Genomic DNA, 12,175 nt, shown 5'->3' with positions numbered 1-12,175 from the left:
GCTGCCTGTCAACAGCACGCCTTTCCTTCCCGCCATCCGCCCCGAAGGAAGTCCCCTTGGGGGAAATGGCGGGGTTTCTCGGAGCAAATTCTGATGAACTCCAACGACGCCGTCAGCGGCGTGCCGCTGCGCCCCTCGCTGAGGGGCATGTACCGCCTGCAGTGGGAGGCGGCCCAGGATGCGTACGTGCTCCTCTATCCGGAAGGCATGGTCCGGCTCAATCCGAGCGCGGGCGAGATCCTTGCGCGCTGCGACGGCACGCGCGAGCTCGACGACATCATCGACGAACTCGAGCGGCTGTTCAGCACGTCGGACCTCGCGTCCGACGTGTACCGCTTCCTCGATCATGCGCGACTGCGCGGCTGGCTCGACTGACATGGACACGACACCTGCACCGACCCAGCCATCCCCGCCGCTGTGGCTGCTCGCCGAGCTCACGTACCGCTGTCCGCTGCACTGCGCGTTCTGCTACAACCCGGTCGATTTCGCGACGCACGGTGCCGAACTCGATACCGACGCATGGCGCACGGTGATCAGCGACGCGCGCGCGCTCGGCGCCGCGCAGATCGGCTTTTCCGGCGGCGAGCCGCTGCAGCGTGGCGACCTGGAGGTGCTGGTCCAGCATGCGCGGTCGCTGGGTTTCTATACCAACCTGATCACGTCGGGCGTGGGCCTGAATGCCGCGCGCATCGACCGGCTCAAGGCGGCCGGGCTCGATCATATCCAGCTGTCGCTGCAGGATTCGACGCGCGAGCTGAACGATTTCCTGACCAGCACGCGCACCTTCGACCTCAAGCGCGACGTCGGACGGTTGATCAAGGCGCACGGCTATCCGATGGTGCTGAACTGCGTGCTGCACCGGTACAACCTGCCGCACGTCGGCCAGATCATCGAGATGGCGCTCGACCTCGGCGCGGATTTTCTCGAGCTCGCGAATACGCAGTACTACGGCTGGGCGATGCTGAATCGCGACCAGTTGATGCCGACCGCCGAACAGCTGCGCGAAGCCGAGGACACGGTCAACCGTTACCGCAAGCTCGTCGGCGAACGGTGCAAGATCCTGTTCGTCGTGCCCGACTACTTCGAGCAGCGGCCGAAGGCCTGCATGAACGGCTGGGGTTCGGTATTCCTCGGCGTCGCACCGGACGGCACCGCGCTGCCGTGTCACGCCGCGCGCGGGTTGCCCGGTCTCGTGCTGCCGAACGTGCGCGACCGGTCGCTGAAGGAGATCTGGTACGACAGCGACGCCTTCAACGCGTTTCGCGGCGACGGCTGGATGCGCGACCCGTGCCGTACCTGCGACGAGCGCCATACGGATCATGGCGGGTGCCGGTGCCAGGCATACATGCTGGCGGGCGATCCGGCGGAGGCCGATCCGGTCTGCGCGAAGTCCGCGCATCACGGCCAGGTCGAGCAGGCCGTGCAATTCGCGCGGCGGGCAGGGCGGCAGGACGAGCGTCCGCTGATCTTTCGCAGTGTTGCCAATTCGATCGGGCGCTGAGCGCTGCATTCCGTCGCGTTGACGCCAGTCATTCAGACACGCGTTTGATATGTGCGCGGCGCATTCGTGTGCCGCGCCGCGCGTGGCCGCCCGAGACCGATTTCCCCATTCGACCGCCGCACGACGGTCATGAAAACGTTTCGATCCGGATGCGATTCCGCTCGAGTCCGTGCCGGACGAAATCTCATACGACGAGTGGGTGCCGACAAATCCTCTAAATGACGGGGATTCGCATGGCACACGAGTCTCGAGTAATCCCGAGTAATTCCCCGTAATTCCCTGTATTGGTTCACGGGTAAATCCGTTTCACCGACAACGTTTGCGCGGTGCTATCCCGGCAGATTCGACGATGACACCGGTATTTCATTGTTGAAACGACGCGACACATTCGCGTAATGTCCATTCGTGTTCGATGAAAATTGCCGCATCAGGCGCTTGTCCGAAATTGAAGCGTGTACGATGCAAAAGAGGCATCGCCGATTCACATTCAGCGCTTCCCCGACCGAACTCGCTCAATTCCGTCGACTGCCGCCTGTATGACGTTTAAAGCCGGTGCATCCGGCTTCGACGCTGACATTTCATCGCAATACCCGATCGATCGGAGTGTAGCCCGGATCCGGCCTCGGCGGCACGCCCGCGCGTGTGGTCGTGTGCTCTATTTGCCGGCCGGCTTCACTCACACCGGTATCCGACCATGCACGATTGAAACGAATCCCGGCAGTGGACGCGCATTGACGTCGCGATACTGTCCCTTCGTCCATTCCGGCAGTGCCAGCCGGAATGGATGACGCATTCAACCGATATCGGCTTCTCCTCATTCATCTGGAGATAGACCGGCTCCGTTATCCCGATTCAAATCGCGGAGGGTTGATGCACGTCAATTGTTCGCGAATCTTCATGAAGATATTTATCTCGGACGTGATGAAACTCAATAAATAGTGCCACACCATAGGCTTGATTGATTCCGACAACAACACGGCGAAAACAGACACTGGGAAATCGGCGGGTGAGGGTCACCCCTATGATGCGGCGCAGAAAACGAGAAATGTAAGAAATTGTTAAAGGGCCGCAATGATGCAAACAGTGTCGAATCATTCATCGACGGGGTTAAGCGTGAATCGTGGTAGAGGCGCCGGCAACGGGCATCAACGAGCAAGCGTAATCGTACTGTTGCTCGAAGGTTTCTCCATCATGCAGATAGGCAAGCTGGCCGCCGTCTTCGAACTCGCGAATCAACTTGGACGCGCCGACGGCGCCTTCACCGACCGTTACGAGTTGCGCTTGTATTCCGTGCATGGCGGCCCGGTTCGTTCGTCGTCGGGCGTCGGCATCTGGACGGAAGCGGCACGCACGCTCGAAGCCAGCACGGTACACGCGATGTTCGTGTTGAGCGGCCAAGACGGGATCGACGCGCTCGACGAGCAGTTGATCGCGTGGCTCAGGCATGCGCACCAACGCGCGCGCGTCGTTCGCGGCAGCCACGGCGGCCGCAAGTTGCTCACGCAGATTCATCTGTCGCAGAAAGAGGTCGAGAAGGCCGCCCCGGACGTTGACGGCAGCAGCGCGTCGTCCGCCGGACGCGATGACGATGAACCGGCCGGTGACGAAGACGACGGGCCGTTCTCCGATGCGTTGTCGATCGTCCGCGTGGACATGGGTTACGAGATCGCGCAGGAAATCGTGATGTGCATGGTGTCCGGCGCGAACCGCAAGCTGACCGACGTGCTGTTCGGCGCACGGGTCGCGCGCGCGAGCACGTTGATCCGGATGGCAGCGCATCACCTGCGCGTGAACAGCGAGAACCGGATCTCCATCGCCGACGCGGCGCAGGCCGCCGCGATGAGCGAGCGCAATTTCCTGCGGCGCTTCAAGAATGAAATCGGCGTCACGCCTACCGAGTTCGTGCTGAGGATCCGCCTCGAAAAGGCGTGCCGCATGCTGATCGAAACCGATCTTCCGGCGGACAAGGTCGCGCGACGCACGGGCCTCGGCAGCGGCGACCGGATGGCGAAGCTGTTTCGCCAGCACTTGCAGACTTCGCCGACCGAATATCGGGCGGCCGCCCGCAAAGGCGGCGACGCGTCGACCGACATGCTGTACGCGTCGGACCTCGGTGACTGGATGAATGGCACACCGTCCTAGACGAGCGATTGCAATTCGCCGTGCGCTGCCATTCGGTGGAATGGCATTGCGTGAATTAAATTCGATATCCGAATATTAATGTTTCGTCCGAGTGACAATGCTGTTATTCGCGTGTGAAAGATGCCGGATATAAGCCGGTCTCCATGCGACGAAGGCGGATTCGGCCACAATCGTGGCGCGGTCCGACACCGGTCACTCGAAACCATTTTCCACTGTTTAAATTATCGACTGGCCTTTCGAGGAGGCGGCACCCCGGCACTCCTCGGAATTTTGCCTGCCGTGTCGCCGTGAGCGCACTGTGCAGGCCTTTTTATTCGTTGAGCGAGCATCCGGCCGATCGACCCGGCCGGTGCTCGCTTGCAGGTCGCGGCAGCGCCAGGTGATGCGTGCGCCGTCCGCCGCGCCGGCAATGTCAGGCGAGATGAATTGCGAATCGACATGTAAAGACGTGTCGTCATCCTGATCGAAATTCGAGCATGAATCGTTGTGCGCGCACGTTATTCGTGCGCGGCGGATGCATTGCCTGATTCGTGAAATGGATCGAATAATTCGCGCGCGGAATTGGCCTTGATTTGTTCCGCCATCAACAAGGCGGATTCGGACGCAAGCGATAAAAGCGCGAGTCGCCACGAATATGATGCACTGCGGAAACGTTGAGGCAACGGATCTGCAACGAGCGCCGCGTGGAATGCGCATCGCATCCAGCCGGATCGTGATGCGTCGGAGTCGCGGCAGGCTGCCGCGGCGAGATCGAATGGACGCCCGGCGCGACACGCGTGGCAGACGTGACATGCCGCTGCACCGCGAACGGATGTTGGATCATGAATTAGGAGTTCATATCAATGAATTCGTTGATCAATCGAGCGACCGATATCGGACTGATCGTGCTGGGCGCGTTCATTCCCGCGTTGATCGGTGCCACCGGCGGTGCGCGCGGCACCCTGTTCGACGGTGCGCTGGTCGCCTTTGCCGCCGCGCTGGCGTTGTCGGTATTTCCCGCCTGCGGCATTTACGAGGCGGCGCGCAGGCGCTCGGCGCTGCACGTGCTGGGCCGCACGGTGCTGGCCTGGATCGTCGTGCAGGGCATGAGCACCGCGCTGCTGTACGTGCTGCATCGTGCGCATGTGCTGTCGAGCGAGTGGTTCGTGTACTGGACGCTCGCGAGCGGGATTGGCCTGATCGCGTTCCGCGCGCTGACGCTTGCGATCTTCGGGATGATCGAGCGTGCGGGCGACCAGGTGCGTGCGGCGGCCATCGCGCATGCGGACCTGCGCGGCCAGCGCGAGATCGGCCATCGGACGGTCGGGCGCGTCAAGCGGATGGTCAAGCGCAGCTTCGACCTGGTCGGCGCGTCGATGCTGCTCGTCGTGCTCGCGCCGGTATTGCTCGGCATTGCATGGACCGTGCGGCGCGACGGCGGCCCGGCGATCTTCGGGCACGAGCGGGTCGGCCGCAACGGCCGACGGTTCAAGTGCCTGAAATTCCGCTCGATGGTGACGAACGCCGATGCGGTGCTCAAGGCCCTGCTGGAGCGCGACGCCGACGCCCGCGCGGAATGGGATCGCGAATTCAAGCTGAAGAACGATGTCCGCATCACGCCGATCGGCCGTTTGCTGCGCAAGACGAGTCTCGACGAATTGCCGCAGTTGCTGAACGTGCTGAAGGGCGACATGAGCCTGGTCGGGCCGCGCCCGATCGTCGAGGCCGAACTCGAACGCTACGGCGCCGACGTGCGCTACTACCTGATGGCGAAACCCGGCATGACCGGCCTGTGGCAGGTCAGCGGCCGCAACGACACCGACTATTCGACGCGCGTATCGCTCGACGTGTCCTATGTGCGCGAGTGGTCGCTGCGCCGCGACATCGGCATCTTGTTCCGGACGATCAACGTGGTGGTGCGCGGTTCGGGTGCGTATTAGCCGCTGCGACGCGCCCGGATGCCGCGAAGGATGCGCGGCGGCGGCGCGTGACGGCGGCAGGCATGGCGGTGTCCAGCAGCAAGCAGTGGCAGCAAGCATGTCCGGTCTCGACAGGGGTGCTGTACTCGCGGTCGACACGACGCGGGGCGACCGGCGCAATTTCAAATTAAAAAAGTGCGAGGTTGTAATGCAGAGGTTGCGTCAAATGGAGTCGGCGCGTGCGTGCGCGCCGCGCCGAGCGTCGCGTGTCGGTCCGCTCGTGATGATCCTGCCGCTGTGTGCATTGCTGGGCGCGTGCGGCATCGCGCCGGGCATGCGCATGCAGCAGCCGGCGTCGATTCCGCTGCAAAGCGGCGCCACGCCGGCCGACAGTGCCGCGTTGCCGGTTCCGGTCACGAACATCGACCTGACGCTGATCCGGCGCATGCGCGATACCGAGCGCGACACGCGCGGCGAAGCCCGCGATGTCGTCGCGTCGCCGGACGCGTACACCATCGGCCGCGGCGACGTGCTGCAGATCACCGTATGGGACCACCCCGAACTCGCGGCGGCGCTCGGTGCGCCGGCGCAGGCCGCGCCGCGCGCGGCGGATGCGCCGCCGGGTTTCGTCGTCGACCAGGACGGCACGCTGCAGTTTCCCTATGCGGGCCGGTTGGCGGTCGCCGGACTGACGGCCGAGCAGGTGCAGACGCAGCTCACGCGCCGTCTCGACAAGACGTTCAGGAATCCGCAGGTCACCGTGCGCATCGCGTCGTTCCGCGCGAAGCAGGTGTATATCGAAGGCGAGGTGCATACGCCGGGCTCGCAAGCGGTGAATGACATCCCGATGACGCTGTATGACGCGATCGGGCGGGCCGGCGGCTTTTCGGCGGCGGCCGACCAGAGCCGCATCGTGCTGGTGCGCGACGGCGTCGAGCGCCGGATCGACCTGACCGAGATGGCCGAGCAGGGGCGCAATCCGTCGAAGATGGTGCTGCGCAACGGCGACCTCGTGCGTGTGCTGCCGCGCGACGAGAGCGGTGTGTTCGTGATGGGCGAGGTCAACAAGCCCGTGACGGCGTTGCCGATGCGCAATGGCCGGCTGACGCTGAGCGAGGCGATCGCGCAGGCCGGCAGCCTGAACGCGAACACGGCCGATGCCGCGCAACTCTATGTGGTGCGCGGGATGCAGGACGAGCAGCCGCAGGTCTATCACCTCGACGCGCGCTCGCCGGTCGCGATGGTGCTGGCGAATCAGTTCCAGTTGAAGCCGAAGGACATCGTCTATGTCGACGGCAACGGGCTCGTCCGCTTCAGCCGCGTGCTCAGCCTGTTGCTGCCGGCCATCAACGCCGGCCTGACCGCGGCGATTGCGACCAAATGATGGAATCCATCCTGATCGTCTGCGAGGGCAACATCTGCCGCAGCCCGATGGCCGAAGCGATGCTGCGTCAGGCCATGCCCGGGCGGCGCGTCGCATCCGCCGGACTGAACGCGCTGGTCGGCATGCCGGCCGCGCCGTACGCGCAGGACGTGATGCGCATGCGCGGGTTCGACGTGTCGACGCATCGCGCGCAGCAGATCGGCCGCTCGCTGTGCACCGACGCCGACCTGATCCTCGTGATGGACCGTCGCCAGCGCACGTCGCTCGAGAACCAGTTCCCGTTCGTGCGGGGACGCGTGTTCCGTCTCGGCGAGTACACGGATTTCGACGTGCACGACCCTTACCGCCAGCCCAGATTCGTGTTCGAACGCTGCGCGCGCCTGATCGAACTCGGTGTGTCCGAGTGGTCGAAGCGCCTGCGTATCGTCTGAAGCGGCCGTCGGTCGATGCCCCACTGGAACCCAATACGCCTCATATCGTTGCCATGACCCAACCCTCCGCCCCGCCGCAGCAAACCGCCGAAGACGGCAGCGAGACCGATTTCGTCGCGGTGCTCGACATCCTGCTGGAAAGCCGCTGGCTGATCGCGGCCATCACGTGCGTGGTGCTGGCCGCCGGCCTCGCGTACGCGATTCTCGGCAAGCCCGTGTTCGAAGCAAACATCATGGTCCAGGTCGAGGACAGCCCCGACACGTCGGCCGCCAAGTCGTTGCTGGGCGATGTGTCGTCGCTGTTCGACGTGAAGTCGTCGGCCGCCGCCGAACAGCAGATCCTCGCGTCGCGACTGGTCGTCGAACGCGCGGTCGACAAGCTCAACCTGTTCATCGATGCGTCGCCGAAGCGCTTTCCGTTGATCGGCGACTGGATCGCGCGCCACGGCGACGGCCTGTCCGATCCCGGCCTGGCCGGCTTCGGCGGTTACGCCTGGGGCCGAGAGCGCATCGACGTGCCGCGGTTCGACGTGCCGCGCAAGAACGAAGGCGACGCGTTCACGCTGACGAGCCTCGGCGGCAAGCGCTATCGGCTCGAAGGCGGCGATCTCGACGCCGCGGTCGAGGGCACGGTCGGCAGGCTCGAAACGTTCCGCTCGCCGCGCGGCCCGATCACGCTGCAGGTCGCGTCGATCGCCGCGAAGCCCGGCGCCGCGTTCGTGCTGGTGCGCAACTCGCGTCTGAAGACGATCGAGGACATCCGCGACCGCCTCAACGTGCAGGAGCGCGTGAAGCAATCGGACGTCGTCGTCGCCAGCCTTCAGGATACCGATCCGAAATGGGTCAGCGACACGATGAACGAGATCGGTCGCCAGTACGTGCGGCAGAACATCGAGCGGAAATCGGCTGAGGCCGCGCAGTCGCTCGAATTCCTGACCGCGCAGCTGCCGCAGCTCAAGCAGCAACTGACCGATTCCGAAGCGCGCCTGACGAAGCTGCGCAACGAGCACGGCACGGTCGACCTCACCGAGGAAGCAAAACTCGCGCTGGCGCAGACCGCCGACGCGAAGACGCGCCTGCTCGAACTGCAGCAGAAGCGGCAGGAGCTGATGTCGCGCTTCACCGAACGGCACCCGAGCGTGGCCGTGATCGACGAGCAGATCGCCGCGCTGAACGGTTATCGCAGCACCGCCGAGCAGCAGATCCGGCGCCTGCCCGACCTGCAGCAGGAAACCGTGCGGATGATGCTCGACGTGAAGGTTAACACGGACCTCTACACGGCGCTGCTGAACAACATGCAGCAGCTGCAGCTCGTGCAGGCCGGCAAGGTCGGCAACGTGCGTCTCGTCGATACGGCGGCGGTGCCGGAAGTGGCGGTGCGGCCGAAGAAGGTGCTGGTCGCGCTGGCGTCGCTGCTGCTCGGGCTGCTCGCCGGATGCGGCACCGCGATCGTCCGCTCGATGCTGTTCCACGGGATCTCGGATCACAACGAGATCGAGCGCCGTCTCGGCCTCGCGGTGTACGCGACGGTCCCGATCAGCGACCATCAGCGCGACCTGGCCGAGGAGGCCGCGCGCAAGAGCGGCCACAGGTCGATCCTGTCGATCGACTTCCCGAACGAGCCGGCCGTCGAGTGCCTGCGCAGCCTGCGCACCGCGCTGCAGTTCGCGATGCTCGAGGCGAAGAACAACGTCGTGCTGATCGCGGGTCCGGCGCCGGGTGTCGGCAAGACCTTCCTCTCGTCGAACCTCGCAGTCGTGATGGCGAGCGCCGGCAAGCGCGTGCTGCTGATCGACGGCGACATTCGCAAGGGCCGGCTGCACGACTATCTCGGCTTTCCGCGCGGCCGCGGCTTCACCGAGCTGATCGCCGGCAGCGCGCGCGTGGAGGACGTGATTCACCGCGAGGTGGTCGACGGTCTCGACTTCATCTCGACCGGCACGATGCCGAAGAATCCCGCGGAACTGCTGCTGAACCGCAATCTCGCGACGCTCGTCGGCGATCTGTCGTCGCGCTACGACATCGTCGTGATCGACTCGGCGCCGGTGCTCGCGGTGCCCGATACCGGCATTCTCGGCGCGGTCGCCGGCACCGCGCTGCTCGTCACGATGGCAGGCAAGACGAAGCTCGGCGAGATCGGCGAATCCGCGAAGCGCTTCGCGCAGAACGGCGTCCGCCTGAACGGCGTGATCTTCAACGGTGTCAATCCGCGGCTCGGGCAGTACGGGTACGGGTCGAAGTACGGCGGTTACCGCTATGTCGCCTACGAATACGGGGCGCAAGATGCGTGATGCGCGCAGCGCCACCGCCGGCGGCCCGGCCCGCACATCCGGTCGCGCGCGGCGCACGGAGGCGAGATGATCAATCCGCGGGATTCGATCGTTTCGCTCGCCGGCGTCGTGGTCGGCCAGATCGCGCTGTTCGTCTGCATCTTCGTGATCGGACGGCGCTTCGGACCGGCGTCGCTCGGCCACTTCAACTACCTGCTCGCGCTGGCGACCTTCGCCGGCACGCTGCTCGCGTTCCGCTACGAACTCGCGTGCGTCGACGACGCGCCGGGCGAGTCGTTCAACGCGTTCGTCAACGTGACGGCGCTGAGCCTGGTCGTCGCCGCCGCGTTTGGCATCCTGATCGCCGTCGCCGGCCGCGCGGATCTTTATCTTGTCGCCGTCTATGCGCTGGCATCGTTCGTGCAGCTGGCCGCCGGATCGTATCTGAACAGTCTCAGGCGCTACGGATGGATTGCACTGTCGCGCGTGGTGGTCAACGGTGCCTTCCTCGCAGGCCTCGTGCTGTCGCTCGCATGCCCCGCGTGCGGCCAGGTCGACGTGTTCGCGCTGTACGCATGGGTGAGCGCCGGGGTCTCGACCGTGATGGCCGCGGCGATCCTGTTCTCCGGCTATCGGGGCGGGTATTCGTTCAAGCTGTCCCGCGCATTCTTCGTCAGGAATCGCCGTTTCGCGCTGTACATCCTGCCGTCGACGCTGTGCGCGTCGGTGCTGACCTACGCGCTGTCGATCGCGATTCCGCACTGGTTCGACGCGCAGAGCGCCGGCTACTTCGCCGCGGCTTACCGGCTCGGGTTCTTTCCGGTTTCGCTGATCGCGCAGAGCGTCGGCGGCGTGTTTCGCCGCGACGCGATCGGCGCGATGGCGCGACCGGATGCGGGCACGACGGTGCGGCGCGTGTACCGGACCTACGCGCGCGCGCTCGCGGGCCTCGCGGCCGTGTACATGGCAGGCGGGCTGCTGCTGTTCGCGCCGCTCGTCAACCTGTTCTTCGGCGAAAGCTGGCGCGGCTCAGTCGCGTTCTATCACAGCCTGATGCCGCTGTTCGCGCTGCAGCTGCTCTACGTGCCGCTGTCGCAGATCTTCCTCGCGACCCGCGCGCAGCGCATCGATTTCCTGTTTCAGCTGACCTGTGGCGTCTGTCTTGCCGGTGCGCTGGGCATCGCGCGACTGATGAACCTGTCGGCCCCGACGAGCGTGCAGGTCTTTTCGCTGACCGGCGCGGCGCTGATGGCGGCCGGCATCGCGCTGACGTACCGGGTCCTCGACACGAATCTGTCCCGATCCGGGGCGCTGGCGTGAGATCGCCGATACGACGAACGAGCACACCATGATCCTGATAGTCATCGATTCCCTCGAGCGCTACTACTTCGCCACCCGCCTGGTGAACGCGGTCCGGCACGAGTACGCGTTCGCGTTCCTGACGAGCGAGCCGGTCGCGCATCTCGGCCTGCTGCTGAACGGCTACCGGTCGGTGTACCTGAACCGGCTGAAGCCGATCGACGTGTCCGAGGACCAGCCGGTCGACCGCACGCCGTACCACCTGTCGATCGAGGTGCTGAACGGGCAGATGACCGAGGCCCGGGCGAAGCGCGAGTCGGCGGCGATCTTCCAGATCGCGTCGGAAGTCCTGCGCGGCCTGCGGGTCGAGCAGTGCGTGATGTGGAACGGGCAGCAGCTGGTGTGTCGCGCGGTGCGGCAAGCCTGCGCGGTGAACGGCGTGGCGACCCGCTTCATCGAGATCTCGAACCTGCCGGGCAAGCTGTTCGTCGATTCGCTGGGCGTCAATGCGCTGTCGACGATCAGCCGCCACCCCGAGGTCATCGATCGGCTGCCGCTGCCCGACGAGGACACGCATGCGCGCTGGCTGTCGGCCTACGAACGCTACAAGCAGATGCCGCTGCCGCAGGCCAGGACGTCGTTCGCGCGCAAGGCGACGTCCGCGACCAACTACCTGCTGAAGGCGGTTAGCGGCGGCGTCGCCCGCCGGCGCCTGGCGAGCGTGCGCGCGCGCAACGGGATGCCCGCGCCGCGACAGGCCACCTGCATGTCGGCCGACACGCTGGCGACCTGTCGCTATGTGTTCCTGCCGCTGCAGGTGTCCGGCGATACGCAGATCAAGCTGCATTCGGACGTCGGCAATCTCGACGCGATCCGCCATGCGTTCGAGTTCGCGGCGAACGAGAGCGCCGACCTGTTCGTGAAGCTGCATCCGGCCGAGACCGATGCGGCCGAGATCGATGCGATCGTGCGCCTGCAGGAGACCTATCACTTCGAGATCGTCACGTCGCCGACCACGGAGCTGCTCCGGCACGCGTATGCGGTCGTCACGATCAATTCGACGGTCGGGCTCGAGGCGATGCTGTACGGCAAGCGTGTGGTGTCGCTCGGCCGCTGCTTCTACAAGGAATTCGACCGCGAGCGGCTGCTGAAATACATCCATTCGTTCCTGGTCGACGGCATCGACTATTTCGGCGCCGCGCGCATTCCCGCCGATGCGGCGCGGCGCGTGTTCGCGAGGCGTCACTGAC

At 65.1% G+C, this 12,175-nt stretch carries 9 protein-coding genes; all 9 read left to right on the top strand.

Going from position 1 to position 12,175, the window contains the following annotated elements; all coding sequences use genetic code 11:
* The first annotated feature begins 93 nt into the window (after nt 1–93).
* The 9 genes from pqqD (at nt 94) to LMA02_RS34165 (ending at nt 12,174) form a co-directional block, all read left to right on the top strand.
* Nucleotides 94–375: a pyrroloquinoline quinone biosynthesis peptide chaperone PqqD gene (pqqD, locus tag LMA02_RS34205; protein ID WP_006751646.1), complete on the top strand. Its 282-nt coding sequence runs from the start codon at nt 94–96 to the stop codon at nt 373–375.
* A 1-nt stretch (nt 376) separates the two neighbouring features.
* Nucleotides 377–1,501 carry a pyrroloquinoline quinone biosynthesis protein PqqE gene (pqqE, locus tag LMA02_RS34200; RefSeq protein ID WP_228910294.1) on the top strand — a complete coding sequence of 375 codons (1,125 nt, stop codon included), beginning with the start codon at nt 377–379 and terminating at the stop codon, nt 1,499–1,501.
* A 1,191-nt stretch (nt 1,502–2,692) separates the two neighbouring features.
* Nucleotides 2,693–3,643, top strand: coding sequence for a helix-turn-helix domain-containing protein (locus LMA02_RS34195; protein WP_228910293.1), 951 nt, complete (start codon nt 2,693–2,695; stop codon nt 3,641–3,643).
* Between the two features lie 842 nt (nt 3,644–4,485).
* Nucleotides 4,486–5,562 carry a sugar transferase gene (locus LMA02_RS34190; RefSeq protein ID WP_228910292.1) on the top strand — a complete coding sequence of 359 codons (1,077 nt, stop codon included), beginning with the start codon at nt 4,486–4,488 and terminating at the stop codon, nt 5,560–5,562.
* Between the two features lie 187 nt (nt 5,563–5,749).
* On the top strand, nt 5,750–6,925 hold the full coding sequence (locus LMA02_RS34185; protein WP_228910291.1) for a polysaccharide biosynthesis/export family protein: 1,176 nt from the start codon (nt 5,750–5,752) through the stop codon (nt 6,923–6,925).
* A complete protein-coding gene (locus tag LMA02_RS34180) occupies nt 6,922–7,356 on the top strand; it encodes a low molecular weight protein-tyrosine-phosphatase (protein ID WP_228910290.1) in 435 nt (144 codons plus the stop codon). Before LMA02_RS34185 ends, LMA02_RS34180 begins: the two co-directional genes overlap by 4 nt.
* 53 nt (nt 7,357–7,409) lie before the next feature.
* Nucleotides 7,410–9,647: a polysaccharide biosynthesis tyrosine autokinase gene (locus tag LMA02_RS34175; RefSeq protein WP_228910289.1), complete on the top strand. Its 2,238-nt coding sequence runs from the start codon at nt 7,410–7,412 to the stop codon at nt 9,645–9,647.
* 66 nt (nt 9,648–9,713) lie between these two features.
* The gene (locus tag LMA02_RS34170; protein WP_228910288.1) at nt 9,714–10,946 is read left to right on the top strand and encodes an oligosaccharide flippase family protein; all 1,233 of its coding nucleotides are present in this window, start codon (nt 9,714–9,716) and stop codon (nt 10,944–10,946) included.
* Between the two features lie 28 nt (nt 10,947–10,974).
* Complete coding sequence (locus LMA02_RS34165) at nt 10,975–12,174, top strand: capsular biosynthesis protein (RefSeq protein WP_228910287.1); 1,200 nt, start codon at nt 10,975–10,977, stop codon at nt 12,172–12,174.
* Nucleotide 12,175 lies beyond the last annotated feature (1 nt).

Source organism: Burkholderia sp. B21-005 (assembly GCF_020843965.1).
GTDB classification, from domain to species: Bacteria; Pseudomonadota; Gammaproteobacteria; order Burkholderiales; family Burkholderiaceae; genus Burkholderia; species Burkholderia ambifaria.
The sequence above is the reverse complement of the archived record's forward strand: the minus strand, read 5'-3'. Positions and strand labels throughout refer to the sequence as shown.